Below are 20,594 nucleotides of genomic sequence, written 5' to 3'. Positions count from 1 at the left end.
TCGCGGGGGGAGGCGGTGGTGGTGTGGTGGTGCGTGGCAGGCTGGGCGGGTGAGTATCTACGACGAGGCGATTCACACGCTGTCCGGTGAGGAGACGACGTTGAAGCCGTGGCGGGGCAAGGCCCTGCTGATGGTGAACGTGGCGTCTCGGTGCGGGTTGACGCCGCAGTACGCCGGGTTGGAGCGTCTGCAGGCGCGGTTCTCGGGCCGGGGTTTCTCGGTGCTGGGGTTCCCCTGTAATCAGTTCGGGGCTCAGGAACCGGGCGGTGAGGAGGAGATCGCGAGGTTCTGCGCCACCAACTACGGGATCAGTTTCCCCATGTTCGAGAAGATCGAGGTCAACGGGGAGGGCCGGCACCCGGTGTACCGGGAGTTGACCGCCGCGCCGGACGCGACCGGTGACGCCGGTGACGTGCAGTGGAATTTCGAGAAGTTCCTGGTGGACCCGCGAGGCGCGGTGGTGGCGCGGTTCCGGCCCAGTACGGATCCGGAGGACCCGGAGTTGGTGCGGGCGGTGGAGTCGGTGTTGCCGTGACCGTGTCGGGGCCGCCGGACGTCTCCGGCGGCCCCGACTCCTCGGGTCAGGTGTCGAATCGGCACTGTCCGGCGGGGCAGTGGTTGAGTTGCAGTGTGTCGGCCAGGAAGGTGAAGGCCGCCTGCCCGGCCGGTACGGCCACGCCGACGGAGACGGTGGCGGCGGTGGCGGGGGCCGTGGCGGTCAGCCGGTACTCGTACCAGTTGGTGTCGGTGGGGATGCGGGCCGACTGGCTGGTGGATATGACGTTTCCGGCGGCGTCGTACCAGCGCATCCGGAGTACGGTGTCGCCGGGTTGGTCACCGCGCATCCGCACGAACAGTTTGTAGGTGTCTCCGGGGGTGACGGCGGGGCGCCGGGTGACGGTGAAGCCGGATTCCGACTGGTTGGCGACCACGGCGAGGGATCTGCGTCCGTCGAAGAAGGTGCAGGACTGGCCGGTGGTGCCGCAGGCGGAGGCGACCTGGAGGTAGGTGGTGCCGATCCTGCTGAATCCGGGTGCGGCGGTGCTGGGCGCGGTGGCCTCGACGGTGCGTTCCTGTGCGGTGAGTAGGTCGTTGTGGGGGCCGCCGTCGCCGGGGACGGGTGTGGTCAGGGCGGGGTGGTTGGCGATGTTGGCCCTGGTGGTGGAGGGGGAGGGGTCGATGTGGAACGACGCGGTGCGTTCGCTGGGGTCGTAGTAGGTGTTGTATCCGGTGTCGAAGAGCCAGTAGTCCCACCAGCCGTACATGACGTCGGGGATGTAGTTCTCGGCTTTCTGGGTCATCCAGGCGTGTCCGGCGCCCAGTAGGTGGCCCATCTCGTGTCCGAACAGGCCGCTGTCCCACAGTTCGCCGACGGCGCTGCACCATTGGCCGCCGGTCTGGGGGCACAGGTAGGCGTCGGATTCGGAGTCGAAGTCGGTGAACACGACGTACCAGCGGTTGGGGTCGGTGTATCCGGCGGCGTGGAGGTCGGCACGGACGTCTCCGCTTGAGACGAAGGTGGGGTCGGCGGTGGTGACGCGCAGGGGTTGGACGAGGGCGCGCGCGTAGTCGGCGTAGCTGCCGTCGGGTGCACGGCTGCAGTTGAGTTCGAGGTGTTGGTCGTAGTCGCTGGAGTTGTCGAGGGACCAGTCGACGCGGTCGATGACCTCGGCGATGGTCTCGGCGGCCTGTTCGTAGCGGTTGGGGTTGTCGGCGTGGTAGGCGTAGATGATCTGCAGGGCCGGTGGGCTGGAGGCGGGCGGGGCGGCGGGGTCGGCCACGGTGGCGCATCCGGCGGCGGGCGGGTCCGCCGGTTGCGGGTAGGGGTACACGGGTTCGGTGCCGACGGGTAGTTCGGCGGCGGCGTGGAGGTCGCCGCCGGGCCACAGGTCGTGGGGTTCGGCGACGTATCCGACGGGTCCGGGGTGGTCGAGTGGGTCGGCGGACGCGGGTGGTGCGGTGAGGATTCCGGCCGCGCAGGCGGCGGCGGTGATCAGGATGCGGCTGAGGTGGCGGGGTGTGGGTGTCACGGCGTCTCCGTAACCGCCGCCGACGCGGGTCTGGGCGCGGGGCAGCGAAGCTGGATTCATTGGGACACAACGACTTTATGCGGGATCGGCGGCCGTCGGCGTGTCGCGATGGTGAAAATGTGGACCCCCGAGACCCACCGACATGCAACCACATGGTTGCATGTCGGTGGAGGTGTCGGTGTGGACGAGGTGTTCAAGGCGTTGGCCGACCCGGTGCGTCGCGGCCTGCTGGACCGGCTGCGCGACCGTGACGGACAGACCCTCACGGAACTGACCGCCGGGCTGGGCATGACCAGGCAGGCCGTCACCAAGCACCTCGACGTGCTGTCGGCGGCCGGCCTGGTGGTCGTGCGGCGGGACGGCCGCAGCCGGCGGCACCACCTCAACGCGGCACCGATCAGCGAGATCACCGACCGGTGGATCCGCAGGCACCACCAGGGCCGCGCCCGCCTCCTGACCGACCTGAAGCACACACTGGAGGGACACACCGTGTCACAGACCGAGTTCGTGTACGTCACCTACATCGCCACGACGCCCGAGACGTTGTGGCGCGCGTTGACCGACCCGGCATTCATCGCGCGGTACTTCGACGGCGCCGGCCCCGAATCGGACTGGCGGGAGGGATCGCCCGTGCGGTGGCGCATGACCGCCGACGATCCCGCGTACGACTGGGGCCAGCGAGTCCTGGTCGCCGACCCGCCGCACCGGCTGTCGTACACCTGGCACAACTACGAACCCGAGATGGCACGATTCCATCCGGACTGGACCGCCGAGACGCTGGAACGGTTGCGCACCGAGCCGATCTCCAAGGTCACCTTCACGATCGAACCCGCCGGAGCCTCGGCGGTCAAACTCACCGTCGTGCACGACGGTTTCGCACCCGGCAGCGCGATGCTGGCGTCGGTCGGCGGGGGATGGCCGGCGATCCTTTCGAACCTGAAGACGGTCGTGGAGGGCGGTACGGCCATGCGGCTGGAATGACCGACCACCCCCACCACCGCACCGGCGTCACCCGCCGCCGAGCATCCGGCGGGTCACCGCGCACACCCGGGCCCCCAGGTGCCGGAACGTCGCCACGTCCGCGGCGTGAACCCGCTCGGCGGGGACGTCGACGTCGGTCTGGGCACCGGCTCCCTGGAAGAACCCGAGCCGGTTGAGGTCGTCCTCGCGACCGGCGGTGCTGTTCCAACCGGCGACCAGGCCCAGGCTGACCCAGTGCATGTGGTGCTGGGCCGCCAACACCGCCAGCGACGTCAGGGCGTGCGACTTGTCGCCGCTCTTGGCACCGGAGTTGGTGAAACCGGCCGCCACCTTGTCCCGCCACGTCCCGGCCTGGCAACGGCTCGACGTCGCCTCCGCGAACGACTGGAACGCCGCCGACACGTTGCCCATGTACGTGGGGGACCCGAACACGACGGCGTCGGCGGCGTCCAGCAGGTCCCAGTCGGCCTCGGTGACCGCCCGCACCGCCAGCCGCGCGACGTCGCCCCCGGCATCGGCGGCTCCCTCGGCGACCGCACCGGCGAGGGTGGCGGTGTGACCGAAACCGGAGTCGTAGGCGATCACGATGCGGGGCCGCCGGGTCTGCTTCTCCATGGTGATGCTCCTTCTGCGGTGGACACGTACGTCGTCGTCACTTTTCCGGCCGTGGCGCGCCGCGTCCAATACCCGTGGCCATACGCTCCGGGAATGGACGTCGACATCCGACTGCTGCGTTACTTCGCCGCCGTGGCGCAGGAGGGGAACCTGACCAGGGCCGCGCAACGGCTGTACGTGTCACAGCCGGCGTTGACCCGGCAGATACGGCAACTGGAGAACCGGCTGGGTATGACGCTGTTCACCCGGTCCCGGTCGGGGATGGCCCTCACCGCGCCCGGCCGGGTCCTGGCGCGCCGGGTCGTCGACTGGTTGGCGGAGTGGGACGACATCCTCGGCGAGAGCAGGACCGTCGCCGCCTCGGAGGCCAGGGTGCTGCGGGTCGGGGCCATCGCCAGCGCCGCCAACGAGGCCACCCGCGGAGTTGTGGCGGCCTTCCGGCGGCGCCGCCCCGGGTGGCGCGTCGCGATGCGGCAGGCCGGCTGGGGCGACCCGTCGGCGGGCCTGGCCGGCGGTGAGGTGGACGTCGCGCTGCTGCGTCTTCCGTTCCCCGGCGACGAGGACTACCGCACGTTGCGGCTGTTCGCCGAGGACCGGTACGTCGCACTCCCACAGGACCACCCGTTGGCGGGCGAGGGCGGCGTGCCGTTCCGGGAACTGTGGGAGCAGCCGTTCGTGGCCGCGCCGGCCCACACCGGTCGGTGGCGGGACTGGTGGCTGGCCACCGACGCGCGGCGGGGACGACCGGTCACGGTCGGGGCGGTGACCGAACAGCCCGAGGAGTGGCTCGACGCCATCGCCGACGGCTACGGGATCGCGCTGGCACCCCGGTCGGCGTCCCGGTTCTACGCCCGGCCGGGCGTGGTGTACCGGCCGGTCACCGGAGTCGCCCCCAGTGTGGTGGCCGTGGCGTGGCGCGCGGAGGCCGACGCCGACCCGGTCGTGCGGGACTTCGTCGCCTGTTGCCGCGCGGCGGCCGGTACCCGGCGGGACTCCACCGCCTGAGACGCGCCGGTCAGGAATCGAGAAGTACCGGCGCGCCGCCGCGTCTAGCATTCGTCGTGGGAAGGGCGCGGACCGGCGGAGATGTCGCAGGTGCGCGTCAGAATGGGCGTCCGGCGCGTCCGACCCGGTGAGTATCGCGGCGTCGACCGTCGTAGGCTCCACTCTCCGGCGGCGTGGACGCCTCGGCCACGCGCCCGGATGAGACCACTCCACAGCCTCGACCGGCCGTGATTCCTGTACCGAACCGCTGGGGGCCGGAGGGATCGGGCCGGGAAACCCCTGACGGAGTCCGCCACAGCCGCGGCTCCACCCGACAGATGGAGACGAGATGACCAAGGCCACCGGCACCGACCGGCACGCCGCCGACAGCCACGCGATGATCCGGGTGCACGGTGCGCGTGAGAACAACCTCAAGGACGTCAGTGTCGAGATCCCCAAGCGCCGCCTGACGGTGTTCACGGGCGTCTCGGGCTCCGGGAAGAGTTCACTGGTGTTCGAGACGATCGCCGCGGAGTCGCAGCGGTTGATCAACGAGACCTACAGCGCGTTCCTGCAGGGCTTCATGCCCAGCCTCGCGCGGCCCGAGGTCGACCTCCTGGAGGGGCTCACCACCGCGATCATCGTCGATCAGGAGCGGATGGGTTCCAACCCCCGGTCGACCGTCGGCACCGCCACCGACGCCAACGCGATGTTGCGCATCCTGTTCAGCAGGTTGGGAGACCCGCACATCGGTTCCCCGAACGCGTACTCGTTCAACGTGCCCTCGGTGAAGGCCAGTGGCGCGATCACCGTCGAGCGGGGTGGCAGGACCAAGGCCGAGAAGGCCACGTTCAACCTGTTGGGCGGCATGTGTCCACGCTGTGAGGGCAAGGGCTCGGTGACCGACTTCGACCTGGCGGTGTTGTACGACGACACGAAGTCCCTCAACGAGGGCGCGCTCACCATCCCCGGGTACAGCATGGACGGCTGGTACGGGCGGATCTTCCGCGGTTGCGGCTACTTCGACCCGGACAAGCCGATCCGCGACTTCACCGACCGGGAGCTCGCCGACCTGTTGTGGCGTGAACCGACCAAGATCAAGGTCGAGGGCGTCAACGTCACCTACGAGGGCCTCATCCCCAAGATCCAGAAGTCGATGCTGGCCAAGGACGTCGACGCGATGCAGCCGCACATCCGCGCCTTCGTCGAACGGGCCGTCACGTTCACCACCTGCCCCGACTGCGAGGGGACCCGGCTGGCCGCCGAGGCACGCTCCTCCAAGATCAGGGGCAAGAACATCGCCGACCTGTGCGCCATGCAGATCAGCGACCTGCGGGAGTGGATCCGGGAACTCGACGCGCCGTCGGTGGCGCCGCTGCTGACGGGACTGCAGCACCTGCTGGACTCCTTCACCGAGATCGGGCTGGGCTACCTGTCGCTCGACCGGCCGTCGGGCACCCTGTCCGGTGGTGAGGCGCAACGCACCAAGATGATCCGCCACCTGGGGTCGTCGCTGACCGACGTCACCTACGTGTTCGACGAACCGTCCATCGGTCTGCACCCCCACGACATCCAGCGGATGAACCGGCTGCTGGTGCAGCTGCGCGACAAGGGCAACACGGTCCTGGTGGTGGAGCACAAACCGGAGATGATCGCCGTCGCCGACCATGTCGTGGACCTCGGCCCGGGCGCGGGCACCGCCGGCGGCGAGATCTGCTTCGAGGGGACCGTCGCCGAGCTGCGCAAGAGCGGCACCGTCACCGGTCGGCACCTGGACGACCGGGCGAGCCTCAAGGAGAAGGTCCGTCCCGCCACCGGCACACTGGAGATCCGGGGCGCGTCCTCGCACAACCTGCGCGACGTCGATGTGGACATCCCGTTGGGGGTGTTGTGCGTCGTGACCGGCGTGGCCGGTTCCGGCAAGAGTTCCCTCATCCACGGCTCGGTGTCCGGCCGCGAGGGCGTGGTCACCATCGACCAGAGCGCGATCCGCGGTTCGCGGCGCAGCAACCCCGCCACCTACACCGGTCTGCTCGACCCGATCCGTAAGGCGTTCGCCAAGGCCAACGGCGTGAAACCGGCGTTGTTCAGCGCCAACTCCGAGGGCGCCTGCCCGGCGTGCAACGGCGCGGGGGTCATCTACACCGACCTGGGCATCATGGAGACCGTGGAGTCGACCTGTGAGGACTGCGGCGGCAAGCGGTTCCAGGCGGCGGTGCTGGAGTACCACCTGGGCGGCCGGGACATCAGCGAGGTGCTGGCGATGCCGGTGTCGGAGGCCGAGGAGTTCTTCGGTTCCGGTGACGCCCGCACGCCCGCCGCGCACAAGATCCTGAAACGGATCGACGACGTCGGCCTGGGTTACCTCACCCTCGGGCAGCCGTTGACGACCCTGTCCGGTGGTGAACGGCAGCGGTTGAAGCTGGCGACGCAGATGGCCGACAAGGGCGGCGTGTACGTCCTGGACGAACCCACCACCGGTCTGCACCTGGCCGACGTGGAACACCTCCTCGGGCTGCTCGACCGGCTGGTGGAGTCGGGCAAGTCGGTCATCGTGATCGAGCACCACCAGGCGGTCATGGCGCACGCCGACTGGCTGATCGACCTCGGGCCCGGGGCCGGCCACGACGGCGGCCGCGTCGTATTCGAGGGCACACCGGCCGACCTGGTGGCGGCCCGCTCCACGTTGACCGGTGAGCACCTGGCCGACTACGTCGGCGGCTGAGCACTGCGGGGTGGGTCCACGACGGACCCACCCCGCAGTCCCGGTGTGATGGGACGGTGGCCCCGGGGCCCACTGAGAACCGTCGGCGCACCGTGTGCCTGGTAGCCTCGCCGGGTGCCGCATGAGATGACGCCCGTCCGGCTCGGCGAACCGCTGAGCAGCGATGTGACGGTGGTGTTGAGCCCCCTGCCGCAGGATCAGCCGCGGCCGGAGCCGCCGGTGTCGGCGTTCGTGGTGGCGGCCTTCGGTGGCGGCGTGTCGGTGAGTACGTCGGTGAAGTACGCCGACGAGGGCTTCGACCGGTTCCTCGACGGCCTGGCCGAGGACTTCCACGGCTGGGAGGGCGAACGCGTCTGGCGGTCGCGGGACCACACGTTCGGCGTGTCCGCGACCCACCACTCCGGCGGCCACGTCCGGCTGTTGTGGACGTTGCGGGACAGCGCGGTGCCGCCGTCGTGGGAGTTCACGGCGGCGACCGTGGTGCGCGCCGGTGAGGACATGCGGGCCCTGGCCACCGAGACCGGGGTGTTCCTCACCCGGATCGGCCTCGCCGCCTGGGGCTGACCCGCGGCCACGGGGCGTCGTCCCCGGGCGGCGCCGTGCCGCCGCTGACCCGCCCCGCCCGGTACGCCGAAGCCGTCGCCCTAGCCCGCCAGTCGCAGACTCAACTGCGTTCCCATCCGCGCGAACCCCACCGCGAGCGCCACCCGCTGCGACGCGGGGATCCGGGCACGCCACTGTGGCAGCAGTCCGGCGGCGTCGGCGTGGGCGGCCGCCGCGGCGCCCACGCCCTTGGCCAGGTTCCGGCCACGATGCGACGGCGCCACCAGGACCCCGATGTGCGCGGCCCGGTCCAGCCAGGGCACGTAACCGGCGGCGGCGACGACGTTTCCGCCGTCCCGCACCACGAACACCGGTGAGGTCGACTCGGACACGCCGGCCTCGGCGGCGTCGTCCTCCCCGGACACCGCCTCCAGCCGGGCCAGTTCCTCGGCCGACGCCCCGGCGGTCACGTCGGTGAAGCCGTCGCGGGGGAACGGGCCGGCCCCCGGGTAGAACAGGCCCGCCGGTCCCAGGACCGCGCCGACCTCCAGCGCCGCGCGCCACCGGTCGGGGTCGGTGCCCGCGGTGGCGGCGTGCGGCCCGACGGCCTCGGCGGTGGCCGCGTCCGGTGCGGTGATGACGACCTGCCCGGCGAGCTCCACCACGCCCACCCAGCCGGGCGGACACCACCGGGATCCGGGCGACACCACGATCGACGGTGCTGCGGCGAAATCGACGGGCGCGCCCGCCAACTCCGTCCACAACGCACGGGCGTCGGCGGCGCGGTCACGGGGATTCATCGCTTCATCATCTGACCGGCGGCCCCGCGCCGCAACGCGATTACGCGTGACCGGGCCGGCGGCATCCGGAGTACGCCGACCGGTCCGCGGCCTCGGTGGGGGTGAGGCGACAATCGTCGGATGTCCGACGACCTCCTCATGCCGATCCACGACCCGCAGCTGTTGGCCCGGGGGGAGCGCGTCCTGGGCCCCGAGTTCAGGGCGATGAGCGGAAGAGTGTTGCAGGTTACGGCGCTGACCTCGCGTCTCAACGTCCTCCCGTTCGACGACGAGGCGGCTAAGGCGGCACTCTTCGCGCAGATCCTGGGCCGTCCGCTGCCTCCGAGGGTCACGATCTACCCGCCGTTCTACACCGATCACGGTCTGCGTCTGGACTTCGCGGAGCGCGTGTTCGTGAACCAGGGCTGCACATTCCTCGACTACGCCGGTATCAGGTTGGGTGAGGGCGTCATGGTCGGGCCCAAGGCCACGTTCATCACGGTGGGGCATCCGGTGGACCCCGGCGAACGGCGACACTTCCTCACCGGCGCGCCGATCGATGTGGCGGAGAACGTGTGGATCGGCGCGGGCGCCACGATTCTGCCCGGTGTCCACATCGGCCGTGACGCCGTCGTCGCCGCCGGCGCGGTCGTGGCCGACGACGTACCGGCCCGGAGCCTGGTGACCGGCCCGAAGGGCACCGTGCGGCGACGCTGGTAGGTCACGCGCAGACGTTCGTTGCGGAGGGAACGAACGTCTTGCCCCGGTGGCCGGTCACTCCGCGACCCGTGCCACCCCCAGCGCGGTGAGCCGGTCGGGGTCGGCGAGGACGTCGATGGTGGTGATCCGTCCCGACACGACGGTGAACGCCATCACCGACAGCGGGCGGCCCTGCGCGACCACCACGACACCGGCCGTGCCGTTGATCAGTGCCGGGCGTACGAACGGTGCCAGCGTCCGGGTGAGCGACGCCTGCGCGGTGACCTCTCGCGGCCCGCGCAGCAGCAGGTTCAGGCGCGGCCGGGCGTCCCCGCCGTCGGACCGCAGCACCACGTCGGGCGCCAGCAGCGCCATGAGGGCTTCGAAGTCGCCGTCGCGGGAGGCGGCGAAGAACGCGTCGACGACGTCGCGTTGCGTCTGGAGATCGTTGTCCGGCCGGGGCGCCCGGCCGTCGACCCGGCGGCGGGCCCGACTGGCGAGCTGCCGCGTCGCGTCGGGGGAACGCGCCACGATCCCGGCGACGGTCTCGTACGGCACCGAGAACAGGTCGTGCAGGACGAACGCGACCCGTTCCAGCGGGTTCAACTCATCGAGGACCACCATCAACGCCAGTCCCACCGAGTCCGACACCACGGCCTGGTACTCGGGGTCGCCTCCGGCGGCGGGAGCCACCACCGGATCCGGGACGCGGTGGTCCCACGGTTCCTCGCGCCGCCGACGCCGGGTCCGCAGGGTGTTCAGGCAGGTGCGGGTCACGACCGTGGTCAGCCACGCGGCGAGGTTGGCGACGTCGCCGGTGTCGGCCGCGGCGGCGCGCAGCCAGGCGTTCTGGACCGCGTCGTCGGCCTCGCTGAGGGAGCCCAACATCCGGTAGGCCATGGCGCGCAACCGGGGTCGTTGCCGCTCGAACCGTTCCGCCAGCCCGGTGTCCTCATCCACTGCCGTCCCACACCTCCAGAGTCGTCCAAGTTCGCATTCACGCACGCGCGGTCCCGGCACCAGCATCCCAGTACCGTGGCGGTGCGGACCGGACAGGAGGCGCGAACGTGACGTCCCCGATCCTCGTCGCCGGCATGCAGGCGCCTGGTTCCCGTGGGGCGTGGTTTGCCCGCCGTCCCCGCGGGAACCGGCCCGGCGCCGACTCCCGGGAGGACCACCCGGCGGGCCGGTAGTGCGTGTCGTCGCGGGCTCACTCCGGCAGGTGCAACCGGTCGACGGCGTCGCGTCGCCGCCTGCCGGGTCGGCGGTCGTACCGGGCGGTGGTGTCGGGGGAGGAGTGCCCGACGAGCTGTTGCGCGGTCGCCAGGTCCACGCCGGCGTCGAGCAGGTCGCCGATGAAGGTCCGGCGCAGGTCGTGAGGCGTGTAGCGGCCGATACCGGCCTGTTCTCCCCTGCGGTGGAGGATGTCGGCGACGGCCTGACCGGTCATCGCGGCGGGCCGCCCGTCCCGGAGCCTGATGCGTCCGGCGCGGCTCACCGGACTGAACAGTGCGCCCTCTCGGCGGCCCCGCCACGCCAGCCACCGATGCAGCCGGGTGACGGCCTGGGCGGTCAGATAGACGTGGCGCTGCTTGTCGCCCTTGCCGGCCACCAGGAGGCTGCGGTCGGCGGGGTCGTAGTCGGCGAGTGTGAGTTTCGCCAGTTCGGCGCGGCGGCACCCGGTGGAGTACAGGACGGCCACGACGGCCGCGTCGCGGTGCCCGGTGATGGAGTCCTCCAGGTCGCAGGCCGCCAACAGCGCCGACAGCACCTCCTTGGGGACGTGGGCTCCGGCCGGGACGCGGTGGTGGGCGACGGCCGGCAGGTCGGCGGCCTGCTGGTACTGCTCGGCGGTCATCAGCCCCAACCGCCACGCCTCCTGCAGCACCCTGCGCAGCGCCACCAGGTGCTTGTTGACGTACGACCCCGACCAGCCGGTCCGCAGCATCGCGGCGCGGATGGCGGTGGTGTGGGTGTAACGCAACAGGTGCCAGGGTTGACCGGCACCGGACGCGGACGGGTCACCGGTCTGCATCCTGGCGATGCGGTCCAGGCATCCGGCCATCGTCCGGCGGGACTCCTCACTCGACAGACCCGACAGGTAGGTCCGATAGGGATCGGTCGAGGCGACTTCCACGGCACGGCCGCCGATCGGTTCTGGCAGCATGCGGGCCATCGTATCGGTGGAGCCGTGCCGGTGGCGGACTCAGTCCCGCCGGTTGATGCGGATGTGGTTCCCCGCCGGGTCCCGGAAGGCGCAGTCGCGTACCCCGTACGGCTGGTCGGTGGGTTCCTGCACCACCTCGGCGCCGGCGGCGGAGATCCGCGTGAACGCCTCGTCCACGTCCGGGGTCGCCAGGACGAGCGTGGCGAAGGTGCCCTTGGCCATCATCTGCCGGATGACGTCGCGTTCGGCGTCGGTGACGCCCGGGTCGGCCCCCGGCGGGTACAGCACCACCGAGGTCTCCGGTTGGCCGGGCGGCCCGACGGTCAACCACCTCATGTCGTCGTAGGCGACGTCGTTGCGTACCTCGAAACCCAGGACGTCACGGTAGAAGCGCAGGGCGGCCTCTCCGTCGTCGTGTGGAAGGAACGAGTGGTGAATCCTGATGTCCATTGCCCCCACCTCGGTGTCGTGCGTCGGCCTATCGGCTTCTGACGGGTCTGGTGACCTTCTTCGCCATACATGAGGGGATGCCCGCCGTGGTCCGTGCCGCCTGGCGCCGGTATGCGCCGGGGGATATCCCGACGAGTTCGGTGAACCGGGTGCTGAACGTGCCCAGCGAGGAGCAACCCACCGCGAAACACGTCTCGGTGACGGTCATGTCACCCTTCCGGAGCAGCGCCATCGCCCGTTCGATGCGCCGTGTCATGAGGTAGCTGTACGGCGATTCGCCGTAGGCGTTGCGGAACTCGCGGCTGAGGTGGCCCGCCGACATGTGTACCCCGCGCGCGAGCGCCTCGACGTCGAGCGGTGCGGCGTAGTCCCGGTCGATGCGGTCGCGGACACGACGCAGCAGGGCCAGGTCGCGCAGGCGCTGTTCGGTGGTGGTCTTGCCGGTCACAGGCCGATCATGCCACACGCCGCCGACATCGGGACCCTCCGCGACGAACGCCCCGCCGGACCGCCGACGCGTGTGGCGGTGTTCCGCGCGCGACATCACACCGTCGGTGCGTCACCCGGCCGCACCGACATGAGGCATCGGTCGAAGCCCGGAGGCGGCGGCTTCACCGCGATGGGGTGCCCGGCCGGCGTGCGGCGCCTCCTCGCCGGGCTCGGCCGCCGACGTACCGTACGGCCCCGAACCCGAATCGGCCCGTGACCTGTGCCGGTCACGGGCCGATTCGGGTGTTCATCGCATCAGCACATGCTGTAGTACGTCCACGCCGTGCAGGTGGTGGTGCACTGCGGCGTGTCGGTGCAGCGGCGGCGCAGCCGGCGGCGTCCCTGGACGCACTTGTACTGGTACCAGCTCCGTGTGGGGCACGCCGCCGACGCCGACTCGTGGGGGAGGACCTTCGACAGCATCAGGTCGCCGATCGTCGCGAACAGTTTCAAGTCACACCTCTTATTCGACGGAAACCGGGCGGACCCATGCCACCCGGCGAGTCGTCAGGCTGTCAGGCGGTTCAATAAGCGGCCTACGGCGTTTCCATGAAGAATCCATGAACCTGCGGAGCGACCGATGCTCCGTACCGTCCGCCGGGCCCGGAGTCGACCGGTCGGCGGCTCCCGCGCACGACGTGGTGCCCCACGACGCCGGCTCGCCACCGCGTGGAACCCACGGCGAGCGTCCCAGGTGATCGATGTCGACGCGGTCCCCGGCGAGGACGTCGCGGGCGGCCCGATCCGCACGGGTCGGGGCACGTGGAACGATCCGGTCGTGGCCGTCCCGGCCCGGCGGGCTCCACTGACGACGGTCGGAGCCCTTCACTCGCGGGATGTCAGTCGCCGGTGAGCACCACGAGCCGTTGCGTGGCGCGCGTCATCGCCACGTAACGGTCGACGGCGCCCTCGACGCCCTCACCGAACGCGTGCGGGTCGACGAGCACGACCAGGTCGAACTCCAGGCCCTTGGACAACTCCGGTGTCAACGAACGGACGCGGGACGTCGCGGTGAACGTCGAATCCCCGATGACACACGCCACGCCTTCGGGATTGTCGGTGAGCCATTCGTCGAGGATCGACGGCAACTCCGCGACCGCTCCGTACCGCACGGCGATGCCGTTGCTGCGGATCGACGTCGGCACGTTGGCGTCGGGGAGTACGGCACGGATCACCGGTTCGGCCTCGGCCATGACCTCCTCCGGGGTGCGGTAGTTGATGCTCAGCGACGCCATCTCGATCCGGTCGAAGCCGACCCGTTCCAGACGTTCCCGCCACGATTCGGTGAACCCGTGCCTGGCCTGGGCGCGGTCCCCGACGATCGTGAAACTGCGCGACGGACACCGCAGCAACAACATCTGCCATTCGGCGTCGGTGAGTTCCTGCGCCTCGTCGACGACGACGTGCGCGAACGGCCCCGCGAGCCGGTCCACCAGGTGGGGAGAGGTGTCGTCCAACAGGGCGTCCTTCAGGTCCTGCCCGTGCAACATGATCATCGCGCCCTCGTTGTCGTACTCGGCCTCCAGGAGATCCTCGATGACCCGGGCCCGCTGCTCGCGTTCGGCCGCGAGCGACTTCTCGCGGGCGCGCCGGCGCCGCGACAGCCCGGAGTCACCGAGCCGCTGCCTCGCGGCGTCCAGCAACGGCAGGTCCGACACCGTCCACGCCGCGGCGTCGGCGCGCTGCAGCCGCCGCACCTCGTCGCGGCTCAGCCAGGGCGCGCATTTACGCAGGTACGCCGGGACCGTCCACAGGTCACCCACCAGGTCGGTCGCCTCCAGTGACGGCCACGCCCGGTGCAGGGCGGTGGCCAACTCACGGTTGCGCTCCAGCGACCGGCGGAACGTCTCCTCGGGAATCTCGTCGTCGTGTTTGTCCCTCAGGATCGCCACCAGTTCGTCCCAGACCTGGTCACGTGCCTCGTTGTGCGGGGTGCCCGGCTCGGCCGCATCGAACGCCCTCGCCCAGTCGGCGGCGGTGAGCCGGACCTGCGCCCAGTGGGTGTCGACCGTCATCGCCTCGGTGGGGGGTTCCTCGTAGAACGCGACGGCGGCGTCGATGGCGCGTACCAGCGCCGCCGACGACTTCAGCCGCGCCACCCGCGGATCCGGTTCCTCACCGGCGGTCTCACCCTCGGGCACCAGGTCCCGCAGGGTGCAGGTCTGCACCCCCTCCTCGCCCAGGCCCGGCAGTACGTCCGACACGTACGCCAGGTACGGCGCGTGCGGGCCGACGAACAGGACACCACCGTTGCGGTGCCCCAGGCGGGGATCGGCGTACAACAGGTAGGCCGACCGGTGCAACGCCACGACCGTCTTGCCGGTGCCGGGGCCGCCGTCCACGACCAGCGCGCCACGGGAGCCGGCGCGGATGACGGCGTCCTGGTCCGCCTGGATGGTGCCCAGGACGTCGCGCATCCGGCCCGAACGGTTGGCGCCCAGGCTGGCGATGAACGCCGACTGGTCGTCGAGCGCGGCCGCGTGGTCCTCCAGCGCCTCGGTGGTGAACACCTCGTCCCAGTAGTCGCTGACGCGGCCGTCGGTCCATCGGTACCGGCGGCGGCTGACCAGCCCCATCGGATTGGCGTGGGTGGCACCGAAGAACGGCTCGGCCGAAGGGGAGCGCCAGTCCAGCAGCAACCGGTGTCCCTCGTCGTCGGTGAGTCCCAGCCGTCCCACGTACACCGGTTCGCCGTCGTCGCCGACCATGTGCCCCAGGCACAGGTCCAGTCCGAACCGGCGCAGCGTGCGCAGCCGGGCGGTGAGCCGGTGGATCTCCATGTCCCGGTCGAGCGCCTTCTGCCCGGTCCCCGCGGGTTCCTTTCGGGCGGCGTCGCGCCGGTCGGTCAGTTCCGCGATCGACCGGCGCAGGCCGGCGGCGATGGCCGCGAAGTGGTTCTCGTCGGCGGCGATCAGTCTCGGATCGGCCTTGTGCGCGAGGTCGTCGGTCAGGTTGAACGCACTGGTGGTCGGCAGGTTCACGTCATGGCTCCGCTCGTGTGACAGGGTCACGGGCACCTCCGGGCGGGTCGCCGCGGCACCGGCACACGTGCTCCCACCCCGCCCCCGGTCGTGGTGATCTGGTCTCGGCGGGCAATTGTGCAGGACGGTCGCGGCCGCGCGGGGACCCCGGTGTGCCTGGTGAAGGGGGCCGTGCGCTATACATTGAAAGAGCCCGGGGGAACCTCCCGGCCTTTTTCGTTCTCAGGCCCGGTCGGGCCGCACTTCCCGATTCACGCCGGCAACGCCCGGACTGTCAGCGCCTGCTGGGCGTATCCGACCGGTCCGGTGACGTCGTGCAGGACGGTGGCGGTCACCCCCAGACCGGTCGCACCGAACACGACGGTGGTGTCCAGTCCGGTCCAGTCGCCTTCGGGGCGGCGGTGCAGGTGCACGGTGAGGTCGACGTTGGGGAACATCCATTCGGTGGGTGGCCGCCGCACGGCGATGCCGTTGGCGGTGTCGACCAGGGCGAGGTACCGGGCGTACGGTCCCGCCTTCTCACCGGCGACCAGGTCCAGGCCGGTCGACACCCACCCGCGGGTGCGTCCGGGGCGCGGCGGTGTGACGGGCCGGAAGTCGAGCGAAGCGATGTACCCGCCGGGCCACGCCTGCGACAGCGGGTACGTGTCGAGGTCACGTGGGTGGGGAAGCCGGTCGGGTCCACCACCGGCGACGGCGGCGGTGTCGTGCGCAGCCAGGCACCACGCGCGGGCACGCACCACCTGCCGCCCACCGATGCGCGCGGTCGCCTCGATCAACTCGATGGTGCGTCCCGGCCGGACCGTCTCGACGTGTATCTCGCACGCGTCGAGGGCAGGCCGCCCGAGGATGTCGAAGGAGATGCGGCTCAGCAGTGTGCCGGTGCGGTCGTCCAGGCGGGCGTGTCGTTCCACGGCGTGGGTGATGAGGCCGCCCAACGGGCTGAAGTGCTGCTCGTCGGAAGCCCACGCGCCCTGGGCGTGCCCGGTGGGCGCGAAGCGGTGGGTGTCGAGCCGGGTGAAGTACGCCGGCGGAGTCGGCGGCATGGGACCTCCTGGTGGGTGCGACCGGTGAGTGATCGCGGTCGATCATGCCCTCCCGTGCGCCCGTCGCGCATCGACGGTCGCCGCGGTGTGGACGGGTCCGGCATCGCCGTGTGACGCCGGGGCGACTCCACCTGACCACGCGCCACCGGTCCGTGGTCTCAGCAGGCGGTCCCGTGGGTGGCGGCGGTCGCCCGAAGCAGGTCCCCGACCAGGTCGAGGTCGACGTCGCGCGGTGTCCGGAACCGCAGGCACCCCTTGCCGACGTCGTGTCCGGCCAGACGCGCGGCGAACGCCTCGCGCACGTCGGGGCGCATCAGGTAGATCGCCAGGTGCCGTTTCTGGGCGGCGAAGGCGATCTCGACGACTCCGTCCCGCGTGTACGCCGGCATCCCGTACGCCATCTTCTCCCGGTACCCGGTCAGTTCGGTCCGGCACAGCCGCCGCAGCGCGGTCAGCACCTCGACGCGGTCGGGTGCGGCCAGGGCCAGGTATTCGTCCACGTCGGTCGCCTCGCTACGCACCATGCGGTCACCATATCCTCCGCCGCGCCGGGTACGACCGGACGTGTTCCTCCGGCCGGGGGCCGGGTCACTCCCAGACCGCCGTCCGCGGGTCGACGCCGTTGGCCGCCGCGTTGGCCGACAGCACCTCGCTCAGCCACCGTGCCAGTCCGGGCGCGAACCGGTCGTAGTAGGCGGTGTATCCGGGGTCCTGGACGAACATGCGTCCCATGCACACCTGCATCGAGTGGGTGCAGTCGAAGTACGTCGACATCAGGGCGCGGTGCCGTTCGGCGAGGGCGTCGGCCTCGGGCGACCCGGGTGCGACGCCGCGGCGTCTGGCCGCCGCCAGGTCGGCGTGCAAGGTGTCGGTGTCGGCGGCGACCTTCTCCCAGTCGGCCTCCGACAGTGCGGCGGCCCGCTGCGCGTACTGCTCCCACTGCGGGGTCCGGCCCCAGCGCCGTCGGGCGTCCTCGACCTGTTCGGGCCGCCAGTCGTCCCCGAAGATTTCGATCTGCCGTCGCGGGCTGAGCCGGATCCCCCGCTTCGACGCCTCCAGCATCTGGTCGACGGCGTCGACCATGCGACGCAGCCGTGCTATCCGTTCCTCGAGGGCGTCTCGTTGCCGGTGCAGGTGGTCTTCGGCGTCGGTGTCGGGGTCGTCGAGGATCCTGCCGATCTGCGCCAGCGGGAATCCCAGCTCGCGGTACACCAGGACACGGTGAACACGGGCGAGGTCCTCGCCGGAGTAGACGCGGTATCCGGCCCAGGTGCGGCCTCCGGGTCGCACCAGTCCGATGTCGTCCCAGTGGTGCAGGGTCCGGACGCTCACTCCGACCAGTTCCGCGATACGGCCCACCGTCATGCCTTCGGGCGTGTCGTCGGTGCCGGATGTGGGCCGGGTGGCGTCGCTGGTCATGACACCAGTGTCGGCCACCCGGCCCGCCGAGTTCACCGCCGTCACGGCCTGGGGACCGTGATGCCGACCTCATGCAGTTCCCGCGCGAGCCGGCTGTCGGGGTCGATGGGTCGGGCGGCCGTCATCACGACCCGGGTGTTCTCCGGCGTGAGGACCGTCAGTTCGATCGAGTTCCACGGCATCTCCCGCGGCCCGTCGGTGCAGCCGGGGACCAGTGCCTCGCAGCGTTGCCGCACCTCCTCGATCTGGCGTGGCACGCACGAGAAGTTGACGCTCACTCCGGGCGTTTCCCGTGAGGGCGTGCCCGGTACCAACAGGACGTCTTGGAACGCCCACCGGCGTAGGTGGGTCACCTGGCCGGGGATCGTGAAGATGTCGATGAATCCCAGGCCCTCGACCCAGAAGTCGCGGGACGCCTCCAGGTCGGTGGTGTGGGAGATCGTGAACATCGGCATGCCGTAGAACTCCCGGTATATCTCGGGTGGCTCGGCGTCGAGGGCGGGGGTCGGTACGGGGCTTCGGTATTCGGTCATGTCCCGAATCGTCGGCCCTCACGTCGCGTCAGGGTCAATCGGCAGTGGCCCGGTTCACACGCCCGGCCACGGGCGGGCGATCGTGGGCCGGTACCGGTGGCCGGGAGAGGAACCCCGTGATGTCGCGGCCCCCGGCGGGTGCGACGTGGGCAGGCCACGTCCTGGGCGGGGCACTAGCGGATCCGGCTCCGAGAACCGCCGTGTCGTGGATGGTCCACCCCGGTGACCTCGCCGAAGGACGTCTGGACCCTGTCGCGTCACCACGCTTGCGGCACTCGACGCCGTCCGCCGGGTCACACCGCGCACCGCCTGTGGGAGCGATTCCCGCTGCTCTGCTTAGACTCGCCGGGTGATCCCTTCTCGACCGTTCCTCACGCGGGTCCTGGCGGCCGGCGCACTCCTGGCGGTCCTGGCCGCGAGCGGCTGCGGAGCCGACGCGGAGCCCGACGCCGAAGCCTCGGCGTCGGAGACCGCCGCGTCCACTGAGCCGTCCTCGGCCACGCCGTCCGAGGCCGCTTCCTCCACACCCGACGAGGTCGAAGGTCAGGAAGCGGAGACGGACTCGCAGGACGGTGACTTCGGGGCCTGCGACGACGGCGTCTGTGACGTGTCCTTCTCCGGTGCGGTCGAGTTCCCGCTCGGCGGGGAGGGCCAGTGGACGGTGGAGGCCGCCATCGAGGACGGTGGGGTACAGATCAGCCTGACCGACCCCGACGGCATGGGCGGGGGCGGCGGGTACCTCGACCACCCGTCGTGCGCACTGCTGTTCCGCGCCGACGGCAGCGGAGGTCTCACCTGTGACGAAGAACCGGGTGCACCCGGCTCCGGCGGCATCGTGGTGGAGCTGCTCGCACACGACGGCGACGACGCGACCGTCGCGGCGACCCTCGGCTGAGGCCCCGCCGGCGTTCTCGGCACTGAACGCCCCGGCGAGAAGCCGGCCACCGGCTCCGATCCGGGGGACCGTGCGGAGCGGGAAGCACACGGTCACACCGGGGTTCCGTCGCGAGGCGGCTGTGCCGGGTCAGAGCGTGCCGGCGTCGGTGCCGGTGCGGCGCAGGCGTTCGCGGGCCTCGGGTTCGGACAACGAGGTTATCGGTCCACCGATCGCGTGCTGGTACCTGGCGTCGTAGGCCCTGGTCCACACACCGGCCGCCCACGACCGTTCGCGTTCGTCGGCACTGAACGGTCGACCCCGGGCACGGCAGTACGCGGCGAGGAACCGTTCGGTGTCCTCCACGGTGGCCGGCACGTCGGGGTCGACGGTCGAGTACAGTGCGGCGGCGAAACCGACGAGGACGGCTTCGCTCTCGGCGATCATGCTGTCCCAGTCGTGCACCACCAGCAGCGTGTCGCCGTCCCAACGCAGATTCCCGGCGAGCCAGTCGCAGTGGCCGATCACGGGTTCCCACCGACCGGTGCGCAACCGGTCGCGGGCACGGCGCCCCACATCGTCGATCCACTCCGGACCTGGGGCCTCGTCGAGGTCGACCTCGGCGTCTTCCGGAGGCGGCCACAGTCCGTGTCCGGTGTGGTTCCAGTCCGCCCACGACGGCACGGGTGCGAGCGTGGGCACCTCGGCGGGTTCCGGGGCGAGTGCGATCAGTCGCGCGAACGCCTCGGCGAAGAGCCGGGGCGCGTCGTCCGTCGCGGGGAGCGGGGCGCCGCCGGGGACGTGGGCCTCCGCGGTCGCGACGTGTTCACCGAAGGGCACGGCACCGGTGAGCGGCGTGGGGCAGGGATAACCGGCATCGCGCAGGCGGCGCTGGACCTCGACGCACGCGGCGACCCGCGGCGAGCCGGGACGCACCTTGACCACGACCTCGCGGTCATCGGCCAACCGAAGCCCCACCACCGCGGACAGGTGCCCGGATCTGAAGATCTCCTGCTTCGGTGGGCTCCCCAGATGCTCCACGCACCACTGGGTGAGGCGGGCCGAATCAACGGCCGGTACGCGCGGTGACATCCGCGCATTGTCACATGTGCCGGCGACGCCGCCTCTCGAAGCCGCTTCAAAGGACGGCGCCGGTGGCCACCACGGGGGCGAACACAATACACCGGAAAGGGGCAATAGGACATAGTGGAACACGGTGATCTGAGACTGTTGCGCGAGGTGAGAAGCGATTAGGTGGTTGGGGCACCGTCGTGCCGGT

At 70.9% G+C, this 20,594-nt stretch carries 21 protein-coding genes; 7 read left to right on the top strand and 14 right to left on the bottom strand.

Going from position 1 to position 20,594, the window contains the following annotated elements; genetic code table 11:
• The first annotated feature begins 49 nt into the window (after positions 1-49).
• Complete coding sequence (locus LX16_RS08165; protein ID WP_147135452.1) at positions 50-535, top strand: glutathione peroxidase; 486 nt, start codon at positions 50-52, stop codon at positions 533-535.
• 46 nt (positions 536-581) lie between these two features.
• On the opposite strand, the gene LX16_RS08160 is transcribed toward LX16_RS08165, so the two are convergent.
• Positions 582-2,090, bottom strand: coding sequence for a hypothetical protein (locus LX16_RS08160; protein ID WP_147135449.1), 1,509 nt, complete (start codon positions 2,088-2,090; stop codon positions 582-584).
• 120 nt (positions 2,091-2,210) lie between these two features.
• On the opposite strand from LX16_RS08160, the gene LX16_RS08155 reads away from it, so the two are divergent.
• Positions 2,211-3,011, top strand: coding sequence for an ArsR/SmtB family transcription factor (locus tag LX16_RS08155; protein WP_147135446.1), 801 nt, complete (start codon positions 2,211-2,213; stop codon positions 3,009-3,011).
• Between the two features lie 27 nt (positions 3,012-3,038).
• Here LX16_RS08155 and LX16_RS08150 read toward each other — a convergent pair whose 3' ends face one another.
• Positions 3,039-3,626: a flavodoxin family protein gene (locus LX16_RS08150; protein ID WP_147135443.1), complete on the bottom strand. Its 588-nt coding sequence runs from the start codon at positions 3,624-3,626 to the stop codon at positions 3,039-3,041.
• Positions 3,627-3,719: 93 nt separating this feature from the next.
• On the opposite strand from LX16_RS08150, the gene LX16_RS08145 reads away from it, so the two are divergent.
• The 3 genes from LX16_RS08145 to LX16_RS08135 all read left to right on the top strand — a co-directional run bounded on the left by LX16_RS08145 (position 3,720) and on the right by LX16_RS08135 (position 7,899).
• Entirely contained in the window at positions 3,720-4,631 is a 912-nt protein-coding gene (locus tag LX16_RS08145) for a LysR family transcriptional regulator (protein WP_147135441.1), read from the top strand.
• A gap of 328 nt (positions 4,632-4,959) precedes the next feature.
• The gene (locus tag LX16_RS08140; protein WP_147135438.1) at positions 4,960-7,335 is read left to right on the top strand and encodes an ATP-binding cassette domain-containing protein; all 2,376 of its coding nucleotides are present in this window, start codon (positions 4,960-4,962) and stop codon (positions 7,333-7,335) included.
• A 114-nt stretch (positions 7,336-7,449) separates the two neighbouring features.
• Entirely contained in the window at positions 7,450-7,899 is a 450-nt protein-coding gene (locus LX16_RS08135) for a DUF6228 family protein (protein WP_211354344.1), read from the top strand.
• 80 nt (positions 7,900-7,979) lie between these two features.
• On the opposite strand, the gene LX16_RS08130 is transcribed toward LX16_RS08135, so the two are convergent.
• A complete protein-coding gene (locus tag LX16_RS08130; RefSeq protein ID WP_147135435.1) occupies positions 7,980-8,678 on the bottom strand; it encodes a GNAT family N-acetyltransferase in 699 nt (232 codons plus the stop codon).
• Between the two features lie 120 nt (positions 8,679-8,798).
• On the opposite strand from LX16_RS08130, the gene LX16_RS08125 reads away from it, so the two are divergent.
• On the top strand, positions 8,799-9,377 hold the full coding sequence (locus LX16_RS08125; RefSeq protein ID WP_147135432.1) for a DapH/DapD/GlmU-related protein: 579 nt from the start codon (positions 8,799-8,801) through the stop codon (positions 9,375-9,377).
• Between the two features lie 54 nt (positions 9,378-9,431).
• Here the strand turns inward: LX16_RS08125 and LX16_RS08120 are convergent, their stop codons facing one another.
• From LX16_RS08120 to LX16_RS08075, 10 genes are all read right to left on the bottom strand, one after another.
• Entirely contained in the window at positions 9,432-10,316 is an 885-nt protein-coding gene (locus LX16_RS08120; protein WP_244615723.1) for a sigma-70 family RNA polymerase sigma factor, read from the bottom strand.
• A 250-nt stretch (positions 10,317-10,566) separates the two neighbouring features.
• Complete coding sequence (locus tag LX16_RS27905; RefSeq protein ID WP_147135425.1) at positions 10,567-11,523, bottom strand: tyrosine-type recombinase/integrase; 957 nt, start codon at positions 11,521-11,523, stop codon at positions 10,567-10,569.
• Positions 11,524-11,562: 39 nt separating this feature from the next.
• The gene (locus LX16_RS08110; RefSeq protein ID WP_147135422.1) at positions 11,563-11,973 is read right to left on the bottom strand and encodes a VOC family protein; all 411 of its coding nucleotides are present in this window, start codon (positions 11,971-11,973) and stop codon (positions 11,563-11,565) included.
• Positions 11,974-12,001: 28 nt separating this feature from the next.
• Positions 12,002-12,421, bottom strand: a complete 420-nt coding sequence (locus tag LX16_RS08105; protein WP_244615722.1) for a helix-turn-helix transcriptional regulator — start codon at positions 12,419-12,421, stop codon at positions 12,002-12,004.
• Positions 12,422-12,717: 296 nt separating this feature from the next.
• The gene (locus LX16_RS08100) at positions 12,718-12,915 is read right to left on the bottom strand and encodes a hypothetical protein (protein WP_147135416.1); all 198 of its coding nucleotides are present in this window, start codon (positions 12,913-12,915) and stop codon (positions 12,718-12,720) included.
• A 386-nt stretch (positions 12,916-13,301) separates the two neighbouring features.
• Positions 13,302-15,443, bottom strand: coding sequence for an RNA polymerase recycling motor ATPase HelR (gene helR / locus LX16_RS08095; protein WP_147137252.1), 2,142 nt, complete (start codon positions 15,441-15,443; stop codon positions 13,302-13,304).
• Between the two features lie 251 nt (positions 15,444-15,694).
• Positions 15,695-16,489, bottom strand: coding sequence for a thioesterase family protein (locus LX16_RS08090; protein WP_147135413.1), 795 nt, complete (start codon positions 16,487-16,489; stop codon positions 15,695-15,697).
• Between the two features lie 158 nt (positions 16,490-16,647).
• Positions 16,648-17,013, bottom strand: coding sequence for an iron chaperone (locus LX16_RS08085; RefSeq protein WP_147135409.1), 366 nt, complete (start codon positions 17,011-17,013; stop codon positions 16,648-16,650).
• 64 nt (positions 17,014-17,077) lie between these two features.
• Positions 17,078-17,908 carry a MerR family transcriptional regulator gene (locus LX16_RS08080; protein WP_147135406.1) on the bottom strand — a complete coding sequence of 277 codons (831 nt, stop codon included), beginning with the start codon at positions 17,906-17,908 and terminating at the stop codon, positions 17,078-17,080.
• 41 nt (positions 17,909-17,949) lie between these two features.
• Positions 17,950-18,441 carry a VOC family protein gene (locus tag LX16_RS08075; RefSeq protein ID WP_147135403.1) on the bottom strand — a complete coding sequence of 164 codons (492 nt, stop codon included), beginning with the start codon at positions 18,439-18,441 and terminating at the stop codon, positions 17,950-17,952.
• 349 nt (positions 18,442-18,790) lie between these two features.
• Between LX16_RS08075 and LX16_RS08070 the strand changes: the two genes are divergently transcribed.
• Positions 18,791-19,336: a hypothetical protein gene (locus tag LX16_RS08070; RefSeq protein WP_147135399.1), complete on the top strand. Its 546-nt coding sequence runs from the start codon at positions 18,791-18,793 to the stop codon at positions 19,334-19,336.
• A 129-nt stretch (positions 19,337-19,465) separates the two neighbouring features.
• Here LX16_RS08070 and LX16_RS08065 read toward each other — a convergent pair whose 3' ends face one another.
• Positions 19,466-20,407, bottom strand: a complete 942-nt coding sequence (locus LX16_RS08065) for a phosphotransferase (RefSeq protein ID WP_147135395.1) — start codon at positions 20,405-20,407, stop codon at positions 19,466-19,468.
• Positions 20,408-20,594: the final 187 nt, after the last annotated feature.

This window comes from Stackebrandtia albiflava (assembly GCF_007994225.1).
GTDB classification, from domain to species: domain Bacteria; phylum Actinomycetota; class Actinomycetes; order Mycobacteriales; family Micromonosporaceae; genus Stackebrandtia; species Stackebrandtia albiflava.
Note: the sequence above shows the minus strand (reverse complement) of the source record. Positions and strands in the feature narration are given on the sequence as shown.